This window comes from Streptomyces sp. NPDC048751 (assembly GCF_043198595.1).
GTDB lineage: Bacteria > Actinomycetota > Actinomycetes > Streptomycetales > Streptomycetaceae > Streptomyces.
The window spans coordinates 25100-47626 of record NZ_JBICUX010000015.1; the positions used below are offsets into that span (position 1 = coordinate 25100).

The 22527-nt window shown below is 70.8% G+C and carries 21 protein-coding genes and 3 pseudogenes; 15 read left to right on the forward strand and 9 right to left on the reverse strand.

Annotated features, from left to right (window positions below):
- Nucleotides 1–470 precede the first annotated feature (470 nt).
- Together ACGFNV_RS36655 and ACGFNV_RS36660 are read left to right on the forward strand one after the other, a co-directional pair.
- Nucleotides 471–1988, forward strand: a complete 1518-nt coding sequence (locus tag ACGFNV_RS36655) for a glutamate--cysteine ligase (RefSeq protein WP_393628628.1) — start codon at nucleotides 471–473, stop codon at nucleotides 1986–1988.
- A 455-nt stretch (nucleotides 1989–2443) separates the two neighbouring features.
- On the forward strand, nucleotides 2444–3244 hold the full coding sequence (locus ACGFNV_RS36660) for a CPBP family intramembrane glutamic endopeptidase (RefSeq protein WP_393628630.1): 801 nt from the start codon (nucleotides 2444–2446) through the stop codon (nucleotides 3242–3244).
- A 65-nt stretch (nucleotides 3245–3309) separates the two neighbouring features.
- On the opposite strand, the gene ACGFNV_RS36665 is transcribed toward ACGFNV_RS36660, so the two are convergent.
- Nucleotides 3310–4119 carry a PhzF family phenazine biosynthesis protein gene (locus ACGFNV_RS36665; RefSeq protein WP_393628632.1) on the reverse strand — a complete coding sequence of 270 codons (810 nt, stop codon included), beginning with the start codon at nucleotides 4117–4119 and terminating at the stop codon, nucleotides 3310–3312.
- A gap of 213 nt (nucleotides 4120–4332) precedes the next feature.
- Here ACGFNV_RS36665 and ACGFNV_RS36670 point away from each other — a divergent pair, with 213 nt between their 5' ends.
- Nucleotides 4333–7044, forward strand: coding sequence for a LuxR C-terminal-related transcriptional regulator (locus ACGFNV_RS36670; RefSeq protein WP_393628634.1), 2712 nt, complete (start codon nucleotides 4333–4335; stop codon nucleotides 7042–7044).
- A gap of 454 nt (nucleotides 7045–7498) precedes the next feature.
- Here the strand turns inward: ACGFNV_RS36670 and ACGFNV_RS36675 are convergent, their stop codons facing one another.
- A complete protein-coding gene (locus ACGFNV_RS36675) occupies nucleotides 7499–7918 on the reverse strand; it encodes a hypothetical protein (RefSeq protein ID WP_393628636.1) in 420 nt (139 codons plus the stop codon).
- Between the two features lie 321 nt (nucleotides 7919–8239).
- Between ACGFNV_RS36675 and ACGFNV_RS36680 the strand changes: the two genes are divergently transcribed.
- The 4 genes from ACGFNV_RS36680 to ACGFNV_RS36695 all read left to right on the forward strand — a co-directional run bounded on the left by ACGFNV_RS36680 (nucleotide 8240) and on the right by ACGFNV_RS36695 (nucleotide 11845).
- Nucleotides 8240–8728: a GNAT family N-acetyltransferase gene (locus tag ACGFNV_RS36680; protein WP_393628638.1), complete on the forward strand. Its 489-nt coding sequence runs from the start codon at nucleotides 8240–8242 to the stop codon at nucleotides 8726–8728.
- 544 nt (nucleotides 8729–9272) lie between these two features.
- Nucleotides 9273–10901 carry an MFS transporter gene (locus ACGFNV_RS36685; RefSeq protein ID WP_393628639.1) on the forward strand — a complete coding sequence of 543 codons (1629 nt, stop codon included), beginning with the start codon at nucleotides 9273–9275 and terminating at the stop codon, nucleotides 10899–10901.
- A 97-nt stretch (nucleotides 10902–10998) separates the two neighbouring features.
- A complete protein-coding gene (locus tag ACGFNV_RS36690; RefSeq protein ID WP_393628641.1) occupies nucleotides 10999–11520 on the forward strand; it encodes a hypothetical protein in 522 nt (173 codons plus the stop codon).
- Nucleotides 11521–11647: 127 nt separating this feature from the next.
- Nucleotides 11648–11845 carry a hypothetical protein gene (locus tag ACGFNV_RS36695; protein ID WP_133931758.1) on the forward strand — a complete coding sequence of 66 codons (198 nt, stop codon included), beginning with the start codon at nucleotides 11648–11650 and terminating at the stop codon, nucleotides 11843–11845.
- A gap of 39 nt (nucleotides 11846–11884) precedes the next feature.
- Here ACGFNV_RS36695 and ACGFNV_RS36700 read toward each other — a convergent pair whose 3' ends face one another.
- Together ACGFNV_RS36700 and ACGFNV_RS36705 are read right to left on the reverse strand one after the other, a co-directional pair.
- A complete protein-coding gene (locus tag ACGFNV_RS36700) occupies nucleotides 11885–12466 on the reverse strand; it encodes a potassium channel family protein (protein ID WP_393628643.1) in 582 nt (193 codons plus the stop codon).
- 102 nt (nucleotides 12467–12568) lie between these two features.
- Nucleotides 12569–12706, reverse strand: coding sequence for a hypothetical protein (locus tag ACGFNV_RS36705; RefSeq protein ID WP_393628644.1), 138 nt, complete (start codon nucleotides 12704–12706; stop codon nucleotides 12569–12571).
- Here ACGFNV_RS36705 and ACGFNV_RS36710 point away from each other — a divergent pair.
- The 4 genes from ACGFNV_RS36710 (at nucleotide 12705) to ACGFNV_RS36725 (ending at nucleotide 15857) form a co-directional block, all read left to right on the forward strand.
- Nucleotides 12705–14060: a hypothetical protein gene (locus tag ACGFNV_RS36710; RefSeq protein ID WP_393628645.1), complete on the forward strand. Its 1356-nt coding sequence runs from the start codon at nucleotides 12705–12707 to the stop codon at nucleotides 14058–14060. The genes ACGFNV_RS36705 and ACGFNV_RS36710 overlap by 2 nt on opposite strands.
- A 98-nt stretch (nucleotides 14061–14158) precedes the next feature.
- Nucleotides 14159–14575: an SHOCT domain-containing protein gene (locus ACGFNV_RS36715; RefSeq protein WP_393628647.1), complete on the forward strand. Its 417-nt coding sequence runs from the start codon at nucleotides 14159–14161 to the stop codon at nucleotides 14573–14575.
- 14 nt (nucleotides 14576–14589) lie between these two features.
- Nucleotides 14590–15021 carry a hypothetical protein gene (locus tag ACGFNV_RS36720; RefSeq protein ID WP_393628649.1) on the forward strand — a complete coding sequence of 144 codons (432 nt, stop codon included), beginning with the start codon at nucleotides 14590–14592 and terminating at the stop codon, nucleotides 15019–15021.
- Nucleotides 15022–15023: 2 nt separating this feature from the next.
- On the forward strand, nucleotides 15024–15857 hold the full coding sequence (locus ACGFNV_RS36725) for a class II glutamine amidotransferase (RefSeq protein ID WP_393628650.1): 834 nt from the start codon (nucleotides 15024–15026) through the stop codon (nucleotides 15855–15857).
- A 27-nt stretch (nucleotides 15858–15884) separates the two neighbouring features.
- Here the strand turns inward: ACGFNV_RS36725 and ACGFNV_RS36730 are convergent, their stop codons facing one another.
- Nucleotides 15885–16109, reverse strand: a complete 225-nt coding sequence (locus ACGFNV_RS36730) for a hypothetical protein (protein WP_133931764.1) — start codon at nucleotides 16107–16109, stop codon at nucleotides 15885–15887.
- 259 nt (nucleotides 16110–16368) lie between these two features.
- On the opposite strand from ACGFNV_RS36730, the gene ACGFNV_RS36735 reads away from it, so the two are divergent.
- Complete coding sequence (locus ACGFNV_RS36735) at nucleotides 16369–17598, forward strand: GNAT family N-acetyltransferase (RefSeq protein ID WP_393628652.1); 1230 nt, start codon at nucleotides 16369–16371, stop codon at nucleotides 17596–17598.
- Nucleotides 17599–17792: 194 nt separating this feature from the next.
- Here ACGFNV_RS36735 and ACGFNV_RS36740 read toward each other — a convergent pair whose 3' ends face one another.
- Nucleotides 17793–18281: a MarR family winged helix-turn-helix transcriptional regulator gene (locus ACGFNV_RS36740; protein WP_393628654.1), complete on the reverse strand. Its 489-nt coding sequence runs from the start codon at nucleotides 18279–18281 to the stop codon at nucleotides 17793–17795.
- Here ACGFNV_RS36740 and ACGFNV_RS36745 point away from each other — a divergent pair.
- The 3 genes and pseudogenes from ACGFNV_RS36745 to ACGFNV_RS36755 all read left to right on the forward strand — a co-directional run bounded on the left by ACGFNV_RS36745 (nucleotide 18274) and on the right by ACGFNV_RS36755 (nucleotide 20548).
- Complete coding sequence (locus ACGFNV_RS36745; RefSeq protein WP_393628655.1) at nucleotides 18274–18726, forward strand: 4-oxalocrotonate tautomerase family protein; 453 nt, start codon at nucleotides 18274–18276, stop codon at nucleotides 18724–18726. The two genes, ACGFNV_RS36740 and ACGFNV_RS36745, sit on opposite strands and share 8 nt — an antisense overlap.
- Before the next feature lie 796 nt (nucleotides 18727–19522).
- A pseudogene (locus ACGFNV_RS36750) lies at nucleotides 19523–20003 on the forward strand (sulfite oxidase); the annotation flags it as partial.
- 59 nt (nucleotides 20004–20062) lie between these two features.
- Nucleotides 20063–20548 (forward strand): nuclear transport factor 2 family protein, encoded by a 486-nt coding sequence (locus ACGFNV_RS36755; RefSeq protein WP_393628657.1) that lies wholly within the window; start codon nucleotides 20063–20065, stop codon nucleotides 20546–20548.
- Between the two features lie 3 nt (nucleotides 20549–20551).
- On the opposite strand, the pseudogene ACGFNV_RS36760 reads toward ACGFNV_RS36755, so the two are convergent.
- The 3 genes and pseudogenes from ACGFNV_RS36760 to ACGFNV_RS36770 all read right to left on the reverse strand — a co-directional run.
- A pseudogene (locus tag ACGFNV_RS36760) lies at nucleotides 20552–20704 on the reverse strand (carbohydrate ABC transporter permease); the annotation flags it as partial.
- 588 nt (nucleotides 20705–21292) lie between these two features.
- Nucleotides 21293–21955, reverse strand: a complete 663-nt coding sequence (locus ACGFNV_RS36765) for an NADPH-dependent F420 reductase (RefSeq protein WP_393628659.1) — start codon at nucleotides 21953–21955, stop codon at nucleotides 21293–21295.
- A 199-nt stretch (nucleotides 21956–22154) separates the two neighbouring features.
- Nucleotides 22155–22475, reverse strand: a pseudogene (locus ACGFNV_RS36770) (alpha/beta hydrolase domain-containing protein); the annotation flags it as partial.
- Nucleotides 22476–22527 lie beyond the last annotated feature (52 nt).

Consider the following 22527-nt stretch of genomic DNA (forward strand, 5'->3'; position numbering starts at 1 on the left):
AACGAGAGGTACGGATACGGCCCTGCCGTACGTCGCCATGACGGCAGCTTCCATCGACCGGGCGCCAACCTTCTCTGCCTTGTTCGCGGAGTTTATAGGAGGCAAGCTTCGACTGTGTTTCGTCTAGCCGCTTCCAAGGGGCTCCGCAAGAGTCCATTCAGTCGGCGATTCGAGAGAATCATCCCGATTCAGGGTCCATCGCACGGCGGTGACCTCGGGATATGCGCCCGCAGCGGTCGGCCAATTGCCGTCGGCGTTTTTCACGAGGGCTGAGGGGTACCCGAATGCGCACACTGCACCATGCCCGGTGAATGTGCCGCCGGTCACGTTCCACCAGAGTAGCGGGCGTCACGTCCGGCCGGGACGTTATCGATCGCTTCGGTTGGGCATAAGCCACCTGACCCGGGCCACCGGGGGCTACCACCGGCGGGCGGATCCATCGGCCTGCCCATCCGAGGAGGGACGCTTCGATGGGGGAGAAGGTCGTGGCAGGTGGGTTCGACCTGTCCGATCGCCAGCGCTACCGCGACAAGCTCCGGCGATGCCTGACGGGGCTGGAGCGGCTCCTGGCGGAGGAGCGGTTCGACAGGCCGAAGAACCTCATGGGGCTCGAGATCGAATTGAATCTCGCCGGAGCCGACGGCATGCCCAGAATGCTGAATGCGCAAGTACTGGAACGCATCGCCAGTCGAGATTTCCAAACAGAACTCGCCATGTTCAACCTGGAAGTCAACATAGCTCCACACCGATTGGGTGGCAGGGTATTCGATCGGCTCGCGGAGGAACTCCGTACGTCACTGGCATATGCCGATCGGAAAGCGGGCGAGGTCGACGCCGGAATCGTGATGATCGGCATTCTGCCGACGCTCGACCGGGACGACCTGGTCTCGGCCAACCTCTCGGACGTCGACCGCTACGCGCTGCTCAACGAGCAGATCGTGGCGGCCCGCGGTGAGGACTTCCGCCTCGACATCGACGGCGTGGAGCGGCTGACGTGCACCGCCGGGTCCATCGCGCCGGAGGCCGCCTGCACCTCAGTGCAACTGCACCTCCAGGTCACGCCGGGCCGCTTCGCGGACGTGTGGAACGCCGCGCAGGCCGTCGCGGCCGCCCAGGTCGCCGTCGGTGCCAACGCGCCGTTCCTGTTCGGTCACGAGCTGTGGCGCGAGTCCCGGCCGCCGTTGTTCCAGCAGTCCACCGACACCCGCCCGCCCGAGCTCCAGGCGCAAGGCGTGCGGCCGCGCACCTGGTTCGGCGAGCGGTGGGTGTCCTCGGCGTACGAACTCTTCGAGGAGAACCTGCGCTACTACCCGGCCCTGCTGCCGATCTGCGACGAGGAGGACCCGCTGGAGGTGCTGGACGCCGGCGGTGTGCCCAAGCTCGCCGAGCTCGTCCTGCACAACGGCACGGTGTACCGCTGGAACCGCCCGGTCTACGGCATCGCGGACGGTGTCCCGCACCTGCGCGTGGAGAACCGGGTGCTGCCGGCCGGGCCCACCGTCACCGACGTCATCGCCAACGCCGCGTTCTACTACGGCCTGGTGCGCGCCCTCGCCGAGGAGTCCCGGCCGGTGTGGACCCGGATGCCGTTCGAGACGGCCGCCGCGAACTTCGACGCGGCGTGCCGGTACGGCATCGACGCGCGGTTGGAGTGGCCGCGGCGCGGGCGGCTCGGGGGCACCGTCCAGGTCGACGCCGTGAGCCTGGTACGCGACGAGCTGTTGCCGCTCGCGGAGGCGGGCCTGGAGGCGTGGGGCGTCGAGGCCGTGGACCGGGACCTGTATCTCGGGGTGATCGAGGAGCGGTGCCGACGGCGGTTCAACGGCGCGGAGTGGCAGGCCGCCACGTTCCACCGGGGGCTCGAGATGGGGCTGAGCCGCGAGGTGGCCCTGGCCGCCACCACGCGCCGATACCGCGAGCTGACGGAGATCGGCGAGCCGGTCCACACCTGGCCGGTGGGGCTGCCGGAGCCGGTGCCGCTGGGCTGAGCTGCGGTGTGAGCCGGGGTCCGGCGGCGGTGGGGTCGTCGGCCCGCAGGGCCGCGCCGTGGTGGGGGATCGCGGCGGCGGCGGTAGGACGTGCGTGTGGGCGGCGGGCTGGGCGTGTGGCGTGGGCCGGGGCTGGGCTGGCGTGCGGCCGCGTGGCGTGGGCCGGGGCTGGGCTGGCGTGTGGCGTGAGCTGGGGCTGGGCTGGTGTGGCCGGGGCTGGACTGGCGTTGGTCGGGCTTGCCGTATGGCGTGAGTCGGGGCCGAGCTGGTGTGGGCCGGGCTGGCCTGTGGCGGGGCTGGGGGTATGCGTGTGACGTGGGCGGGTGCGGGGTGCGGGGTGCGGGGTGCGGGGTGCCGGGGTCGGCTGGGGCCGTGTTCGTGGGGGTGCTGAGTCGCGGACCATACTGGTCGGGCATGCTGTGACGTCACGGTGTGGCGGGTGACTGGAGGCTGGAGTGCAGGCGGAGGCTGGGGCGGCGGAGGAGTCGTACCCGCGGGAGCGGCCCTCGCGGCGCGTGTTCCGCGACGAGACGCTGCTCGTGCTGGGCCTGTCGCTCGGCGCCAGCGGTGTGTCGGCGCTGATCAGCTTTGTCGGGTCGGTCACCAAACCGGGCGGCCTCAAGGACCAGGCGGCCACCCTCAACGCCTCCGCCGCGCCGGGCCGGCCCTGGCTCGATCTGGCCTGGCAGCTCTTCGGGATCGCCTCGGCGCTGGTGCCCGTCGCCCTCGTGGCCCACTTCCTCCTTCGCGAGGGGGCCGGCCTGCGCACCCTCGGATTCGACCGCACCCGCCCCTGGTTCGACCTCGGCCGCGGTGCCGGGATCGCGGCCGTGATCGGCAGCACCGGGATCGCCTTCTACCTCGCCGCCCGCGGCCTCGGCTTCAACCTCACCGTGGTGCCGGAGGCCCTGCCCGACGTGTGGTGGAAGTACCCGGTACTGATCCTCTCGGCGATGCAGAACGCGATCGTCGAGGAAGTGATCGTCGTCGGCTACCTGTTGCGCAGGCTCGGCCAGTTGGGCTGGACCCCCGGCGCCGCACTGGTGGCCAGCTCCGTGCTGCGCGGCTCGTACCACCTCTACCAGGGCATCGGCGGCTTCATCGGCAACATGGTGATGGGCGTCGTCTTCGTCTATCTGTACCGGCGCTGGGGACGCGTCGGCCCCCTCGTCGTGGCGCACTCGCTCCTCGACATCGGGGCGTTCGTCGGATATGCCCTGCTCGCGGGCAAGGTGGGCTGGCTGCCGACGGCGTGAGCTGCGGACAGAGGGGCGTACGGGCCTGTCGTACGCCCCTCCCGCGCGCTCACGCCTTCCCGTGGTTACACGAGCAGCTCACCCTCGATGACCGTGACCGCGCGTCCGCTCAGCAGGGTGCGGTCGCCGCGCAGCTCCGTGCGGACGCGGCCGGACCGGGGTGAGGCCTGGAGGCCGGTGAGGGCGGGGCGGCCGAGGCGCTCGGACCAGTGCGGGGCGAGGGCGGTGTGGGCGCTGCCCGTGACCGGGTCCTCGTCGATGCCGACGTTCGGGAAGAAGCACCGGGAGACGTAGTCGTAGCCCAGGGCGGGGTCCTCCGCGCGGGCGGTGGCGATGATGCCGCGCGAGGAGTAGGCGGCGAGCGCCTTGTGGTCGGGGCTGAGGGCGTGGACCGTCTTCTCGTCGGCGAGCTCGAGGAGCAGGTCGCCGACGTTCGGGCCGGTGTCGAAGGCCGCGCGTGGTGCGGCGCCCAGGGCTTCGTCGACTCCGTCCGGGACGTCGACGGGGGTGAGCGGGGCCGTCGGGAAGTCCAGGGTGATCGAGCCGTCCTGCTCGGGTGTGGCGATGAGGACGCCGCTGCGGGTGGCGAACCGCACCGGGCCCTGGTGGGCGCCCGTGGTGTGCAGGACGTGGGCCGTGGCGAGGGTGGCGTGGCCGCACATCGCGACCTCCGTGGCGGGCGTGAACCAGCGCAGCGCCCAGTTGGCCTCGCCGCCCTCGGGGAGACGGTGGGCGAAGGCGGTCTCCGCGTGATTGACCTCCAGGGCCACCTTCTGGAGCCAGTCGTCGTCGGGGAAGGAGTCGAGGAGCAGGACCCCGGCCGGGTTTCCGGCGAAGGGGCGGTCGGTGAAGGCGTCGACGATTCGAATCCGCATGGCGCTGACGCTAGGGGCTGCGCGGCGCCGCGACCAAGGCCAATTCGTGAATCCTGGACCGCTTTTCCACCAGGTCGCGGGCGGGGTTCACCCCCGACGGGTGGTGCGCCCGCGTCGGCACGACGCCCGGCACGGCGCGCGGCTCCGGCGGAACACTGGGATGCTGAGGTGAGAGCGCTGCCCATGACCTGACGAGCAGTGGTGGTGAGCTCGATGGCCGTGTCCGAGGTGAACGATTCGGGGGAGCGGAGCGGCCCACGTGCCGATCCCCTGGGCGATCCGTTCCTGACCACGCGGTTCGCGGTACCGGCCCGGCCCACCACGTTCCTGCGCCGCGAGCGGCTGTTCGAGCACCTCGACCAGGCTCTCCTTACGCCGCTGACCATGGTCAACGGAGCCGCGGGCGCCGGCAAGACGCTGCTGGTCGCCGACTGGGCGGCCGACCGGGACCGGCCCGTCACCTGGCTCACCGCCGAGGCGACCGACCAGGCGCCCGGCATGTTCTGGGCGTATCTCCTCCAGGCCCTGCGCGCCTCCGGCGTACCGCTGCCCCCCGAGGTCGGCTGCCCGGCGGACGCGGGCCGCGTGGACCGCGCGCTGCTGGCGCGGCTCGCGGCCGCGCTGAGGGACCGGGACCGGCCCGTGCTCGTGGTGCTCGACGAGTACGACCGGGTGGGCGCCCCGGAGATCGCGGAACAACTGGAGTTCGTCCTGCACCACGCGGGACCCGGCATGCGTCTGATCCTCGTCACCCGCACCGAACCGCTGCTGCCGCTGCACCGGTACCGGGCGGCCGGCGACATGACGGAAGTCAGGGACGCGGAGCTGGCCTTCACCCCCGACGAGGCCGCCACACTGCTGGAGCTGCACGGGCTGCGCCTGGCGGTGCCGGCCGCGCGGGCGCTCGTGGAACGCACCCGGGGATGGGCCGCCGGCCTCAGACTGTGCGCCCTGGCCGCGCAGGAGAGCCCGGACCCGGAGACGTATCTGAAGGAGTTCGAGGCCGACCGCACGGCGGTGGCCGACTTCCTGCTCGCCGAGGTGCTCAAGCGGCAGAGCACCGAGACGCAGGACCTGCTGCTGCGGGTCAGCGTCCTCGAGCGCTTCTGCCCCGAACTGGCCAACGCCCTGACCGAGCGCACGGATGCCGAGCCCATCCTCGCCGGTCTGCATCGCGAGAACGCGTTCGTCGAGCACCTCGGGCACACCTGGTACCGCCTCCACCCGCTGTTCGGGGAGATCCTCCGCGCCCATCTGCGGGTACGTCATCCCGGCCTGGAGCCCGTACTGCACCGCAGGTCCGCGGAGTGGCTGCGGCGCTCCGGGTCCCTCGCGGAGGCCCTCGGGCACGGTGCCGCCGCGGGTGACTGGGACTTCACCGCCGGTGTCCTCGTCGACGACCTCGCCATCGGCCAGCTCTTCACCGGCCTGCGCTCCGACGACCTGGCGGAGTTGTTCTCACACATGGCGCCCGAGGCGACGAGCCCCGCCACGGACCTCGTCCGCGCGGCCCGTGAACTGGCCCGGTGCGACCTCGACCGCGGCCTGACCCACCTGCGCCTCGCCGAGCAGAGCCTGGGCGGGGAGCGCGCCCCGGCCGGGGACGCGCCCGGCCTGGCGGCGGCACGACTGAGCTGGGCCCTGCTCGAAGCCCTGGCGGCCCGGCTGACCGGCGCGCCGGGACGGGCGGAGCGGGCGGCGGAGACGGCCGAGGAACTGCGCGGTGCGGTCCCCGCCCACCTGTTGGACAAGCACCCCGAGCTCACGGCCCTGCTGCTGACGCATCTGGGGTCGGCGAGGCTGTGGGCCGGACACTTCCGGGAGGCCCGGGCCGCGTTGTCCGCGGTGGCCGACGGCGCCGGCGGAGCATCGACGGCGCTCCCGCGCGAGGACTCCCTGGGCCGCCTGGCCCTGATCGACTACCTGAACGGCTGGCTCGGCAGGGCGGAGCGCACGGCACGGGCGGCGATGGCCGAGACGGAACGGTTCGGCCTGCCCCAGTCGTCCGGCTCCGGCGTCGGACGACTGGTCCTGGCCGCGGTGGCCGTCGACCGCAACGAGCTGGCCCGGGCGCAGGCCCTCCTGGACACGCTCGCGGAATCCGACCCCGTGACGCGGGACCCGGTGCTGGCGGCCGGCCGGGCCATCACCACCTCACACCTGCTACTGGCGCGCGGCGACACGCGCGCCGCGCTCGACGCGGCGGAGCCGGCCCTCACCGCCGACGTGGTCTCACCCTGGGCCCGGGGCCACACGGCGCTGGTCGCCTCCGCCGCCCACCTCGCCGCGGGTCGGCCGGAGACCGCCGCCCGGGTGCTGCGGGCGGTCCCCGACGACCAGCCGGCCTGCGTGGTGGGGGCCGCCCGGGCCCACCTCGCCGCGGGGCGGCCCGGCGCGGCGATCGACCTGCTCGACCGGGCGCACCCGGAGGCCCGCACGGGCCCCGCGGTGACCGTACGCGCCCTGCTGGTCAGGGCGCAGGCCGCCGACGCGGCCGGGGACCATGCCCGCGCACGCGTGCTCGTCGCCCGTGCTCTCCACGAGGCACGCCGCGAACAGCTGCGCCGCCCCTTCATCGAAGCCGGACCCTGGATCCGCCCCCTGCTGGGCACGGCGCCCCTGCGCGGGCTGGCGGCGGGCTGGCTCACTCCCGCCCCGCTGACCCCGGCTCCGGCCGCGCCCGCCTCACTCACCCGTGATCCACCGCCCGACGACCGGCCGCCACCGGTCGTGGAGGCGCTCAGCGGACGCGAGCGCGATGTACTGGTCCGGCTGGCCCGGATGATGTCGACGGAGGAGATCGCCGCCGACCTGTACGTGTCGGTGAACACCGTCAAGACCCACCTCAAGAGCGTCTACCGCAAACTCGCGGTGAACCGGCGCAACGACGCCGTGCGCCGCGCACGCGAGCTGCGGTTGATCTGAACCGTCGCCCCGGCTCGGGGTCGCCGACTCGCCCGTGGTGGGTGAGGCGCGGGACGTGCGCGAGGGGGTGTCATGGCGAGGTGGACACCACGAGACATTGGCGGCCTCTGATCGTCCTGGGCACGGCCCAGTTCCTCATGGCGCTGACCTGCGCCTATGCGGTCATCGATGTCTCTGACCTGCGCAGATGCTTGTTTCAGCGCCTTTCAGGTCCGTGTCGCGTGCCGGGCTGCCCGTCCCCCGACACGGTGAGGATCCGGTCGGGAGTACGCGACGACGAGACCGGCGGTCAGTCTGGGGCAGCGCCGGGACTTCCGCACTCCGTCCTGGCGGTACCGGGGTCCGGTCCGGCTGTGGTCCCAGCAAGATCAGCAGGCGCCGTCTCGCTCGAACAGCAGCCGTACGAAGTCGTTGACCGGTCGGCTTCGACCTACTGGGGCCCGGGAGGCCGGGCTCAGCGGCCCTCGGCCAGTGCGGAGATGTCGGCACCGTCGCGCCAGGTCTGCAGGCGCGAGGCGTAGACCTGCTCGGCGATGTCGAGGGGCGCGCTGCCGAAGAAGACCCGCAGCGGCGGCTCGGCGGCATCGGCGACCGCGAGGATCGCGGCGCCCACGTGGGCGGGGTCGTGCTGCGGCACTTCCGCCGCGGCCGCGACCATGGCTTCCCGCACCGGCTGGTACGGCGGCTGTCCCTCGGCCCAGACCGCGCTGGAGCCGCCCCAGTCGGTGCCGTAGGCGCCGGGCTCGACGAGGGTCACCTTGATGCCGAAGCCGGCGACCTCCTGGGCGAGTGACTCGCTGAACGCCTCCAGCCCCCACTTGGGCGCCGGCAGGCATTCGGCGCTCTCGCCGTCCGCCCACACCCGCTCGACCATGCCCTTCGAGCGCGGGCGGCGGAAACACGACGGGCAAGGAGGGGCCGTGTAGCACGGTCCCATCACCACGGAGACCTGCGCGCCGCCCTGCTCTGGCCGGTGCCGAGCGCATGCTGCGCACACAGGCCCCCGGAACCTGTCGCTGCGGCAGATCAATTCGGCGGCCGGCAGCATCGGCTTGAGCCCAGGGGTTTGGCTGTCGCTCCGCGGCCGCTCACCCGTCCACGGTCTGAGTGCTGCAGCTGCATCCCGGATGCTGTCGCTCGCTCCGGCCAGGCCCGTGCGGACGAGCGCGACACCCAGGTGCGAAATACTCTTCCGATGAGTTCACGCAGCTTCCCGATCAGCCGGCCGATCACGATACGGAGGGCCGTCGCGCGGGATGCCAAACGGCTCACGCGGCTCGTGCGGGGCTCAGGCGCCTACGAGGGTAAGTACGCAGCCGCAGTCGCGGGCTACCGGGTCGGTCCTGATTACATCGAGGCCCACCGCGTCTTTGTGGCCGTCGGCGCCGACGAGCACGGAGGCCGGGTCCTAGGGTTCTACTCGCTCGTCCTCGCTCCACCTGAGCTCGACCTGCTGTTCGTCGCCGACGAAGTGCAAGGACGGGGTATCGGACGGCTGCTCGTCACGCACATGCAGTCCGAGGCCCGTGCCGCAGGGCTCGACCGTGTCAAGGTCGTGTCGCATGCTCCCGCCGAGGACTTCTACCACCGCGCAGGCGCAGTGCGGATCGGTACCGTGTTCGCGAACCCGCCCGCCGTGCCGTGGGACCGTCCCGAATTCGAGTTTCGCGTTACTTCGGAATGACGCGGTGTGCCGGTTCGCAGGGCACCCGGCTTCACCTGCAGGGTGGCCGGCATGCAGAGCCGCTCGACGCCGCGCGCTCCGTGCGTGCCGTCGCCCCTGCCCTTGCGGGGGAACGCCTGCGCCAGCGGTTGGGGGAGGTGGAGCATGGCCTGTACGGGGGACGAGCGAAGCGGCAGCCCGGGGACGATATCAGTGCCCGGTGCACGGCTGTCAGGCCGACGGTACGGGGGCGGATGAACGAGCCGATCAGCTGGGTAAGGTGCGCCGGGCCGGTGTAGAGGGCACTGACACCTTCGGAGCGGGCCTGTCCCGCTACCTGCTGGATCAGCACGTGCAGGTGTACCCAGGTGAACCGGCCTGACCGCACGGCCCACCGTCCCTCAGCCGGTCTGTGATCACGGCCGCGCGTCCGCAGGTTCCCCCGTGGCGGGTGAGGCGTCCATCCGGCTCCTGAGCTGCGATGGAGGTGGCGGCCGGTCGGGCGGCGGTCGCTGCCCGAACGATGCCCACCGGCGTCCCGGGCCGACTCGGCGAGGTGGAGACGGTGAGGCATTGGCGGGCTCTGATCGTCCTGGGGACGGCCCAGTTCCTGATGGTCCTGGACACGTCCGTCATGAACGTCTCCATCAGCCAACTCGTCGAGGACTTCGACACCGAGGTCACCGCCATCCAGGCCGTCATCACACTCTACGCGCTGGTCATGGCGGCCTTCATGATCATCGGGGGCCGGTTCGGCGACATCTTCGGGCGCCGCCGCCTGTTCTTCCTCGGTCTCGTCGTCTACGGCGTCGGGTCGGCCCTGACGGCCGTGGCGCCGACCCTGTGGGTGCTCGCGCTGGGCTGGTCGGTGATCGAAGGGCTCGGTGCCGCGATGGTGCTGCCGGCCATGGCGGCCCTCGTCGCGGAGTCCTACCGGGGCCCGGACCGGGCCGTCGCCTACGGCGTCATCGGCGGGCTGGCCGGTGCGGGCATCGCGGTCGGCCCGCTGCTCGGGGGGTGGGTGACGACGTACCTCACCTGGCGGCTGGTCTTCGCCGGTGAGGTGGTGGTCGTGCTGGCCGTCCTGTGCTTCCGCCGGGTGATCACGGAGTTCCCCCGGACCGGTCCGCGTCCTCACCTGGACGGCGTGGGCGCGGTCCTCTCGGCGGCGGGCCTGGGGCTCGGTGTGCTCGGTGTGCTGCAGAGCGGCACGTGGGGATGGGTGCAGCCCCGCAATCCGCCCTTCACCGTCCTGGGCTTCGCGCCGACGCTGTTCGTCATCGGCGCCGGAGTGGTCGTACTGGCGGTCTTCGTACGCTGGGAGCGGCGCCGGGACGCCCGGGGCACCGAGCCCCTGATACATCTGGCCCTGCTGCGCAGGCCCGTCCTGCGGTCCGGCCTGATGTCGCTGCTGTTCCAGAACCTCGTGCTGCTGGGACTGTTCTTCACCATCCCTCTGTACCTGCAGGTGGTCCAGGGACTCGACGCCTTCCAGACCGGGCTGCGGCTGCTCCCCGTGTCCGTCGCCATGCTCGTCGCCTCCATGGTCGCCGCCCGGCTGGGGCGGACGGTGGGAGCGCGCCGGATGGTGCGGGTGGCCCTGCTGACCCTGCTCGGGGCCATCGTGTGGCTGCTGGCCACGATCGAGCCGGACATCGACGACGCGCAGTTCGCCTGCGCCATGGCCCTGCTCGGCGTCGGCATGGGCCTGCTCGCCTCACAACTGGGCAACGTCGTCCAGTCCAGTGTCGGCGAGCAGGAGCGCAGCGAGGTGGGCGGGCTCCAGTTCACCGCCCAGAACCTGGGCTCCGCGCTGGGCACCGCGCTCATCGGGTCGCTGCTCATCGGCGCGCTGGCGCACGCCTTCACCGCGCAGGTGGAGGACAACCCACGGTTGTCGGAGGAGACTCGCCGGGCGACGAGTGTCGCCCTCGAGTCGGGGATCAGCTTCGTTCCCACCGACCAGGTGCGCTCGGCCGCCGAGAACGCCGGGCTGCCGGCGTCCGAGGTCGACGCCCTGACGGACTCCTACGCCTCGGCGCAGCTGGACGGCCTGAAAGCGGCGATCCTCGCCACCGGGGGCGTGACGCTGGCCGCCTTCCTGGTCACACCGCATCTGCCGACGGGGCGGGGGAGCCGTGAGGACCTTGCCGACAGCGGTGCGGCGGCGGCCGGGCCGGCCCCGGGGCACTGATGCGGGGAGGCCGGGAGGTCCACCCGGGCCCGTCCGATGCCGACGCGTTCGGCCGAAGGCACTGACGCCGGAGGCACTGATCCCGAGGGAGGCCGCGATGTCCGCGACCGGGCACTGCACGCCCCGTGCGGTGCGTACCGCCGAGCGCCGGGCCCGGGCCGACTACACCGGTGGTGTCTACGGGTCGATGCTCGCCACCTCCGTGATCATCGGCGCGGGAACCCTGGGCTCGTTCCCGCGCCTGGAACTGGTGCTGCTGCTCTTGCTCACCGGCGTGGTGTTCTGGATCGCGCATGTGCACGCCCAGCTGTTCGGCGCGCGCCTGGCGCAGCAGAGCCTGGACCGCCGGATCGTGCTGCACGTGTGCCGCGACGAGTGGCCGATCGTCAAGGCCGCCGTCCCACCTGCCGTCGCCGTGGCCGTCAGCCCCGTGCTCGGCCTCGACGTACCGGGGGCGTTGTGGCTCGCGCTGGGCGTTGCCGTGGCGGGGCAGGTGGGCTGGTCGGCGGCCGCGGCTCGACGTGCCGACGCCTCCTGGCGCATGGTGGCCGCCACCGCCGCGGTGAACCTGCTGCTCGGTCTGCTGATCATCTCCTTCAAGCTGTTCCTGAAGCATTGACGCGGGTGGCGCCGTGCAGGACGGCCGTATCACCTCCGCAGGGTGAGGCCGGGCGGTGCACCGGGGCGGACGATCGCAGGGAAGGGCGCGGCCCGCCCCTCCCAGGCCACCTGGCGGAGAGCACTCCATGCGCTATGAGATCCGCGTCGAAGGACACTTGTCGGAGACGCTGACCAGAGCCTTCCCTGAGCTGGACCACGTGGTGATGTCCGGTCAGACGGTCCTGTACGGCTCCGTCGTCGACGAGGCGCACCTGTACGGGCTGCTGGCCCGCTGCCAGTCACTGGGATTGCGGGTGCTGGAGATGCGTCAGTTGCCGGAGTGACCGCGGAGCGAGGACTTCAGCGAAGACTTCGAGGAGTGCTCAGTCCGGTGGCGTGTCCCGGCCCTGCCTGCGCAGACCCGCCTGGACCGCGCCGGCGAGCAGACGTGCCGCGACCCCCACGATCAGCAGCCCGCCGATCATCTGGAGCATCACCAGCACCCGCCCCGTCTGGGACCGCGCGGTGATGTCGCCGTAGCCGACGGTGCTGAACGTGGTGAGCGTGAAGTACAGGGCGTCCGTCCTGGTCAACGGCTCGCTGAAGGAGCCGGCGGAGGAGCGCTCCAGGAGGTAGTAGGTGCCGGCGAAGAGCACCAGATACAGCGCCAGCGTGGCGGTCAGGGCCTCGATGGCTCTGAGGCGGGGGTGGGCCGAGTGCACGGTGGCCCGCAGTTCCCACAGGAAGACCACGACGACCACCAGCAGGCCGCACGAGAGCAGCACCGCGTCACCGGCGCTGTCGGCCCTGTCCATGGGCAGCAGGTAGTACGCGGTGACGACAAGGGCCGCGACACCCAGGGCCCTCGTGACGGACACGACCGACGCCCGAACCCCCGCACGCTCCGGAGGCGTGCTCCGCTCCGGTGGGTCGGGCTCGTTCCGGGCAGCCGCTGGATCGTTCATCTCGTGTCTCTGCGTCCGTTCCGCCGCGTCCTTACGTCCGTTCCGCCGCGCGTCGGCGCGCGGCTCCGGCACCAGTTCACCGCCCTCCGCGGCACCCGGGGATCACCCGCCTCGGGTGACCCGGTGGCCGACGGCGCGCGGGACGCTGGCGTTGGCGAGCCGCACCGCACGGAACACCCACCGCCCGGCGCCGCGCGCCACGCCGAGACCGGACGGCACGTACGACCGAGGAGAGGCCATGGTCCCGGGCAGCACCCCAGACTCGCCCCACCCCGGCGGGACCCCGGAGAGCGGTCATGAGCTGACTCCGGCGGAACGCGCCGAGTACGAGCGGTTGCGTCGCGCCGCGGGCGTACGTCACCGGCGACTGCGCAAGGCGGGCGCCGCGATTCTCCTGGTGGTGACCCTCCTGCTCGCCCCGCTGGCCGTCGTCGCGGCCTGGGTCGACGATGAGGTGGCCGACACCGGCCGATACGTGCAGACGGTCGAGCCGTTGGCCTCCGACCCCGACGTGCAGAAGGTCGTGATCGACAAGCTCACCGCCCGTGTCGTGGCGAACGTGGACGTCAACGCGGTGACGGACTCGCTCAAGAAGGTGCTCCAGGACGCCGGGGCGCCGCAGGCCGTGGTCGACAGCGCCGACGCACTCGCCGGTCCGCTGCGCTCGGCGGTCCAGACCGTCGCACAGCGCACCATCAGCCGTGTGATCACCAGTGACGTCTTCCAGCAGGCCTGGGTGACCGCCAACCGGCAGGCGCACGCGGCCGTGGTGAACATGCTCACCGGATCGCAGGAGGGCGCCATTCGCGCCACGGGCGACACGATCCAGCTCGACCTCGGCACCGTGGTCGACGAGGTGAAGCAGCGCCTCGTCGACGCGGGCTTCGACAAGGCCTCGGCCATCCCCGCTCCGGACAAGAAGGTCACGCTGTTCGAGACGGACAAGTTGAGCGAGGCACAGGACGCGATGCGGCTGCTGGACATCATGGGCACCTGGCTGCCCGTACTGACCGTCGCCCTCGCCGCCCTCGCCGTGTGGACCGCTCCGGGGCACCGGGTGATGCTGCTGATCACCGCGGTGGGCATCGGCGTGATGATGGTGGTGCTGCTGGTCGGGCTGGCCGTCGTACGACGGGTCTATCTGGACGCGGTCCCCCCGTCGGCGCTGCCCGAGAACGCGGCCGCGACGATCTACGACACCTTCGTCCGCTTCCTGCGCGACAGCACGCGCACGCTCCTCGTCGTCTCCGTGATCACGGCCCTGGCGGCCTACCTGTACGGACCGGGGCGTGTCGCCCGCGGCGTGCGGGCGCTGTCCCAGCGGGGGGCCACGGCGGCCGGGGAGGCGCTGAGCGGTGCCGGCCTGCGCACCGGGTCGACCGGCCGCTGGCTGGCCACCCACCGCTCCTGGACCACCGGCGTCGCCATCGGGGCGGGCGCCCTGGCGCTCCTGCTCTGGAACCGTCCCACGGTGGGTGCGGTGGTGCTCGTCCTGGGCCTGGTGCTGATCGCCCTGGCCGTCATGGCGGTGCTCGCCGCCGCGAACCCCGCCCCGGGCGAGGGCGCCCATGAACCGGGACGGGCGGTGCCCTGACTCACCCGCCTCGGGTGAGGACGGCCCGTGCTCGCCGTGCGCACGCTGAGAGTCGCACGGAACGGCTGCCGGGCCACGGCCCGCAACGGAGGAGAGAGATGAGTGGGATGTACCTTGCCTACGATTACCCGCTGCTGAGCGTCTTCTGGTCCATCCTGTGGTTCTTCCTGTGGATCATGTGGTTCATCCTGCTCTTCCGGGTCGTCGTCGACATCATCCGCGACGACGACCTGAGCGGCTGGGCCAAGACCGGGTGGCTGGTGTTCGCCATCCTGCTGCCCTTCCTGGGTGTCTTCGTCTACGTGGTCGCCCGGGGCAAGAACATGGGCCGCAGGGAGGCCGCGCAGGCACGGGCCCAGCAGCAGGCCTTGGACTCCTACATCCGGGAGACCGCCAAGGGCGGCAGCACCAGCAGCGTCGACGAACTCGCCAGGCTCTCCGAGATCCGTGCCCGCGGGGACATCTCGGACGAAGAGTTCCGCCGGGCGAAGGAACAGGTCCTCACGCGACACTGAAACGAGGGAGCACGATGACCGCGACACACACAGGGCACCCGCACACCGCCGCGAGGGGGTGGGCAGAGGGGCTGACCGTCTTTGCGGCAGTCATGCTCATGCTCGTAGGCTTGCTCGCCGTCCTCCGGGGCATCATGGCCATCGCCAAGGACGACGTGTTCGTCGCGACGAGCGGCTACGTCTTCGAGTTCGACCTCACCGGCTGGGGCTGGGTCCATCTGATCCTCGGCGCCGTCGCCGTGGTCGTCAGTGTCGGCCTCTTCCAGGCGTCGATGTGGGCGCGCGTGGGCGGTGTGGTCATCGCCGGGCTCGTCATCATCACCAACTTCCTGTCCCTGCCGTACTACCCGGTCTGGTCGATCGTCGTGATCGCGTTCTCGGCGTTCGTCATCTGGGCCCTGTGCGTGGTCCGGCAGGACGAGTCCTCCGACCCGGAAAGGCGGTAGCCATGTGCCGTTGGCTGGCGTACTCGGGAACCCCCGTCCTTCTCGACACCATCCTGTACAAGCCGCAGCACTCGCTGATCGACCAGAGCCTGCACTCCCGGCTGGGCGTGGAGACGACCAACGGTGACGGGTTCGGCGTCGGCTGGTACGCGCCCGATGTCGACACCCCCGCGGTCTACCGGGACATCGGGCCGGCGTGGAACAACCGCAATCTGCGGGAGATCGCCGACCATGTCCGTTCCCCGCACTTCTTCGCGCACATCCGGGCCTCGACCGGTACCGCGGTGCAGCAGAGCAACTGCCATCCGTTCCGCCACGGCCGCTGGATGTGGATGCACAACGGGTCGATCGCCGAGTTCCACCAGATCCGGCGCGACCTCGCCCTGGCTGTCGACCCGGAGCTCTTTCCCGGCATCGAGGGCTCGACGGACTCCGAGACGATGTTCTATCTGGCGCTCACCTTCGGTCTGGAGCAGGATCCGCCGGGCGCCGTCGCGCGGATGGCCGGCTTCGTGGAGGAGACCGGCCGCCGGCACGGTGTGGAGTTCCCGCTCCAGATGACGATCGCCGTGACCGATGGCGAACGCATGTGGGCCTTCCGCTACTCCACCCAGGGCGCCTCCCGCTCCCTGTACTACAGCACCGACGTGGAGTCCCTGCGCGCCCTCCACCCCGAACTCGCCTTCCTGCGCGAGGCGTCCGACGAGACCCGCCTCGTCGTCTCCGAGCCCCTCGGCGACCTCCCCGGCGCCTGGAACGAGGTACCCGAGAGCAGCTACGGGGTCGTCCAGAGCGGGGCGGACGAACTGCTGCCCTTCACCCCGCAGCCGGTGTAGCGCGGCGCACCCGCGCGCCTGGCCCAACTACACCTCACCGGTGGCGAACAGCTCCAGGTGCCCGCACTTGGGGCAGCGGAACGCCTCTATCTGCCGCCGGGGCCGGCCCATCCGCTTGGCACCGCCGAGAATGCCCCGCTCCAACGCGCCCTCGATCCAGCGCGCGTACCCGCGCGAGTGCTCGCCGGCATCCTCGATGAAACCCTCCATCAGACCGACGGTGCCGCAGTGGGTGCACGTGTAGTTGTTCATCCCGTCAGTGTAGGAAACGGGGCGGCCGGGACAGGTCCCTGATGCTGTGGCCAGAAACTATCCGGGGTGGGTGTGATTGTCCTCGCGCCGACCGAATGTGACGACTCGTCGGATGGCGCGGGGAGACGAGACGAGGTGGCGGCGCGGGGCCGGGTCCGCGCCGAGCAGTAATTCGTTTGACCGGACCCCGGGTCGACGCTGCATTGTGGCTCGGCACCACCAGCCGTGGTGCCGGTATCCCGAGGAGGCAGCGGCAGCGATGGAGATACGTCCCACGACCGACAAGGAACTCGACGTCTTCATCGACACCGTCCATGCCGCGTTCGGACAGTTCCCGGAAACCCCGGTCGAGGGCGGCGGGCTGTGGTGGTCGGCGCTCGAGACGGACCGGTGCATGCTCGCCCTGACAGCGGACGGCCGGCCCGTCGGCACCGCCGCCACGCACTCCTTCGAGCTCACCCTGCCCGGTGAGACCCTCGTTTCGGCCCCCGGGGTGACCGCCGTCGGCGTCCTGCCCTCGCACCGGCGCCAGGGCGTGCTCAGCGCGATGATGCGGCAGCAGCTCGCCGAGCTGCGGTCCCGTGGGGAGTTCCTTTCCGTACTGCTGGCCTCCGAGGCCACGATCTACGGCAGGTTCGGCTACGGACCGGCGACCTACACACAGCGGCTGACGGTGCAGCGCCACCGGGCCGCCCTCGCCCACCCCCGGGCGCGCGCAACGGCCGACGCGTCGGCGACCGGCCCGGACAACGGCTCGGTCGAGGTGCTGCGTCGTGCCGAGTGCGGCGACATCCTGGAAGAGGTCTACGACCGGTATCGCCGCGCCCAGCCCGGCGCGCTGTCCCGGCCGCACCGCTGGTGGGCCTTGCGTGCGGGGCAGCCCCCGATCTCTCCGGCGCCGCGTTACGTCGCCGTCCACCGTGACGCCGACGGCGTCCCGGACGGCTACGCCAGCTACTCGATCGAGTCCGGCACCCTGACGGTCGACGAGACCATCGCCGCCGCCGACGCCGTCTTCACGGCCCTGGCCCGGTTCGTGCTCGGCCACGACCTGGTCTCTCAGGTCGTGTTCAACCACGTTCCGCCCCAGCACCCGCTGCGCCGGCAGCTCGCGGACTTCCGCGCCGGCGAGGTGAGCGGCGACATGGACTGGCTCTGGGTGCGACTGCTGGACGTCCCGCGTGCGCTGACCGCGCGCGGCTGGTTCATGGACGGCGAGCTCGTCCTCGACGTCGAGGACCCCTTCCTCGGCGAGCACGGCCGCTACCTGCTCACGGTCAAGGACAACAAGGCCGACTGCGTCCCGACGGACCGGGAGCCCGACCTGTCCCTGGACGTGCGCGACCTGGGCTCGGTGTACCTCGGCGGCACCGCCCCGAGCACGCTCGTGCGGGCCGGACACATCCGGGCCCACCACCCGGACGCGGCCACCCGCGCCGACGCCCTCTTCCGCGCCGAGCGCACCCCGCACTGCCTGCACTGGTTCTGACCGCGCCCTCGCCGCCCCCGACGGGCCGTCAGGCCCTGGCGCTGGCGGCTCCTGAGCCGTCCATGTAGTCACGGACTCGCGTGATCACTCCGTTGCGGACATGGAGTATCAAGCGATTCGAGGCGGAAAAATCTTGGTGAGAAGCGAGAGCGGCTGTGTCAGCAGGCCGCGCTATGCCGACTCCGCCGAGCCCGCTAACCCAGCTGCGCGTTCCGATGCTGGTCGCCCGCCTGCTCCAAGGCGGCCTCGTAGGCGTGCAGGGCGGTGATGACTGTGGCGCGTTCCGCGGGGGCGAGGCCGCGCATGACGCGTTCCCAGGCAGAGGCGCTGCCAGAAAGCCATTCGCCGATCGGTGCGGCGTAGGCGGGGGCGATGGCGATGATGCGGCGGCGGCGGTCGGCGGGATCGGCAGTGCGCTGCAGGACGCCCGGCCGTGACAGCTCGCTGACCATGAGGCTGACGGTCGTCGGGGCCACCTCCAGCCGAGCGGCCAGCTCGTTGATGCTGGTGGGGCCGTCGTACTCCAGGTGGGCCAGCAGCGCGAGGTGTCGCGGTGCCAGGTCCAGCCCCTGGAGCGCCGGAGGTATGGGCAGGCGCTTGGCGCGGCCCACGAGCCGTGGCATGAGCAACAGCAGGGTGCGGACGGCCTCATGGACGGCTGGACCGTCCGATTCCGTGGACATCGGCGACCTCTTCCAGATATCTTTAAAACCAAAGGCTTTGCATTCAAAGGGAACGGGGTCCACTATGCCGCATCTGACCGTGCACCTCCCAGAGAACAGGCTGACCGGGAACGAACCCATGCTGGTCGCCGCACTGACCGACGCTGTCGTCGACGTCTATGGCGAATGGGCCCGCGACCTCGTAAGCGTCCGCCTGGCCGGAGTCCCCGCAGGCCGTTTCGCGCAGGGTGGCAAGGCCGTGGACACAAATGCTTCGGTGATCCTGGGCGTCCGCGCCGGCGTCTTCGACCGCCCCGACGCCGCCCAGATCACCGCGCGCCTCGGCGCCGCGCTCACCGACGCGATCACGCGCGTCGTCGGCGACGACCTCCGCGCCGGCACCATGGTCGAACTCGTGGCGTCACCGCCAGAACGTACCTTCGTCGGCGGCGTCCTCACCGTGTGACCCTCCATCTGGACCACCCCCTGCACCGCGTCCACGTACGACAACTCGATGCACGGCCCCGCGTGATCCACCTGAGCCGGTACCGCCATCCAGCACCGTCGGCACGCTCAACCGCGCGACCAGGTTCGCCGAGAAGGAAGCCTGAACGACTCGGTTCGTTGAGGAACCGGCTCGATTGAGTGAGACAGGACATGTCCCTGCGAACGAATGAACAACTGAGACTTTCAGAGAGAGTTGTCACTCAACAATGCCTGTGAGCTGGGAACCTGTCAGGAGTTTTCAGTAGTACTTGGCATCGATTGGCAGGGTGATTTGGCACGTTGGCGCGCCTTTAGTCTTCTTGTCGTATAAATCAATTAATGCGACGATGGTGAAGAATGCTTTTGCTCTTCTGTTTGCGATGGAGTTGAGCATGCACCCGGTGGCGGCGCGTACAGCAGGGCCGAACGCGGTCGTGAGCCCTCTGTGGTCTCATTCCTGCGGTTGGGATGAGCTGGCGATTGTCCGTTCAGATATCGCGTCGCGGCAGGGTGAACTGGCGCTGGGTCCTGGGCGGGAAGGGCGGTGGACGACCTCGCGGCGTACCGCCCATGGGGAGGTCGTCGCCCCGGTCGATGCGGTGAAGACGCTTCCCCTGGCGGGGATGCGTCCCTGGCGAACTTTCAGTTGGCGAACGGAGCAGCGTCACCGTCCGGGACTTGAGCCTATTGTCGGTACTGGGCGTCGACATGCATTCGAGTCGCTGATGGAGGACGAGTTGCTGGTTGCGCTCGACTTCGCTGGGGGCCTATCCATGTGGGTGGGAATCGCGTCGATCAAGTGGGTCGGCGACATTGAGGTGTCCACGCGGCCGCTGTTTTCGCCGTGGAACACCACCTTCTACCGGCTGTTCGGCCCCGCTTACCCGGAGGAGGGCAGCGCACCGCTGACCCGGCAGACGATCAAGAGCGCCTTCGAGCTGGCCAGTGGCGTCGTTCCCGGCGGGGCAAGGCCAGGTGCTGCACGGCCGGTCCTGGTCGGGCGCGGGCGCTGTTGCGCGGGTCGACGTCAGCACCGACGGCGGGGCGAGCTGGCGTCGGGCCCGACTACACGACCGGCCGCGTTCCGGCACCTGGACGCGCTGGTCCCTCCCTTGGACGCCCGGCACGCACGGCTCGACGCTCCTGCTGGCCCGCGCCACCGACACGGCTCGCCGCACCCAACCGGATGCCGCCGTGTTCAACACGCAGGGCTATCTGTTCGACGGGGTGGTGCGGCACCCGGTGACCGTGGTCTGACGCCGCCGGTCCGATACATCAGGATCGGAACGTCGACCAGCGAGCCCGGAAGGGATGACATGACCTCCCCGAACGACGATCTCCTGGCCGCAATCAAGGCCGAGCGGGAGATCTATCGGACCCTCTACAAGTTCTTCCGGCTGGTGGACACGGGCCGGTACGAGCAACTCGTGGAGTGCTTCACGAAGGACGCGCTGATCGAGTACGCCGTGATGCCCGGACCCACCCAGCGCTTTGACGGGCGCGACGAGTTCACCGCCTTCATGTCCGCGGGCCGGGGGGTCCGGTACGAGCCCACGGTCGCGCACGTCGTTGGGCAGACCCTGATCGAGTGGACCGAGGGGCGGCCCCACCTGCAGGCTTATGCCACGGTGTGGCACTGGAGCGCCACCCGCACGGCCGACGGGCGGCACCGGCCCGCGGACTGGACGGTGGTGGGGCTCGTCGAGGACGACTTCGAGCAGGAGGACGGCCGTTGGCTGATCAGCCGTCGCCATGTGGAGCCGGTCGCGGGACTCGTCGCGGCCGGCAGGCGGCCGGTGTAGCCCTCAGTCGATCCCGGACCGTTCCACCCCTGCCACAATCCACCGCTGGAAGCACAGGAACACGACCAGCAGCGGCAGGATCGACACGGCCGCCGAGACGAACAGCTCGTACCGCCGCACGACCTGGAACGTGGTGAAGGACGACAGCACCACCTCGTGGAAGCCAGTGCCGCTCGCTGAGTAGAGGGCGGGGTTGGCGAAGCCGAGGCTGGCCTTGTCGGCCGCAGAGGCCTACTGGCTGTGCAATGCGCGAAGGCCGCCCAATCCGGCGCTGCGGCGCTGGTCCCGCCGCCGACTGCAAGGTGCCCCGCGAGTAGATCGAGACGCCGGGGCTGGGGTTGGCGTGCGCCGAGACGTCCGGGACTTGAGGTAGCCGCCGACGGCGCTTTTCTGGGCCGAGGTCTGCCAGCCGGGGATCTTGAAGACGGAGGACTTGCTGCCGGCCGGTTGCCCGAGCAGACCTTGCCCACGGTGAGGCCGCGTGTGCGCACGTCTGACGAATCGTTCGTCAGACGTGGCCGTAGGGCCTGGAGTGCGGGTCGCTGACGCTGCCGACGTTCTCGGTATCCTGAGTCGCGGTGTCCTCACCACCAACTGCGGGCGAGGACAAGGTACTTGGGGCCGAGAGGGGCCAGGGCCCGCTTTCACGCCGAGAGTCAGTCCGCATACTCAAGATCGCAATCAATGACCCCAAATGATCGCATTGCGCGCGGAGTTGAACACTGGACGTATCCGCTCCAGCACTTAGAACTCCTGACGAAGAGAGTCGTCGACGTCTTCTGGCTCCTCGTGTCTCGGTCGGGCGGCATAGGCCGGCGGGGGTGCGATTGCCTGGGCGTCGGCTCTCTCGCCGACCCATAGCCCGATGAAGAGCGCGGCGGTCGCTTCGAGCAGTCCCGCTCGTTCGAGACCGCCGCCCGCCACGGGCTCGCAGCCGGCATGCCGTACCAACCGGTGTACAAGCGCGAGGGCCGTTTCGTCGTCTCCGCCGACCGGAACAGCCAGTGGCCGCCCGTCGAAGATGGGCGGCGACATGCGCCACACATCCTCGTGGCAGAGATTGAGCGCCTTGATCACATGAGTTCCCGGTGCTGCCGGGGCCAGTTGCTGTGCGGCTGAGAGACCGCCCTGTGTCAGCAGCCGGAAGCCCGGACCGACCGGATTGGAACAGTCGAACAGCACCTTGCCGTCCAGGACCGCCCGCAGTTCCCTCGCCACGCGCGCCCCCGCGCCGAAGGGCAGCGCGGCCAGCATCACCTGACCGTACTCGGCCGCCGCGCGGAGACTGGCAGGTTTCGCGCTGCCCCCGAGGTGCGTCGCGAGCCGCTCCGCCTTGTGCACGTCTCGCCCTCCGATGGCCACGCCGTGCCCGGCCCGGACCCAATGGTTGGCGAGCGCGTCCGCCATGGTGCCCGTGCCCAGTACGCCGTCATCCGGCAGTCATCCGGCAGTCCTCTGGCGTCGGCCGACGGCAGCTGTGGTTTCAGCGCGGTTGGTACGTCAATCCGGACTAGCGTTGGTTTCCGTCGGCCGTGCCACCCGACGCCCCTACGCGCGGATGTCCTGTGTTTCCTGTGCCGTCCAGTACGCCGGGGTTGCCTGACCGTCACGGCAGCTCGAAGCGGTGACGTGGAGGCGACCAGTCGGCTGCCGCCGACGTTGCGCGTTCGAGGTCCTCCTCGAGCAGCAGCCGCCGTGCCACGAGTTCCTCGGCCGCGGCCCTGATCCTGGCGATGTAGTCGGTCGAGTCCCGGTAGCGTTTCTGGATGCTGGGACGGGGGTCGCCGGTGATCAGCCGTTCGTCCTCCGTGGCGGCGAACGGGAACGTGGGGCCGCTGAACTCGTACAGCGCACCGTGCCCTTGGCCGGGAGCTCGCGTGTTCCATCCGGTGTAGGTGCCGAGCGGCACGGCCACCATCGGGGCGCGTACGCCCGCCCGGGGAAGCGATGGCCGTCGGCGAACGGCTCGCGGGCATGCA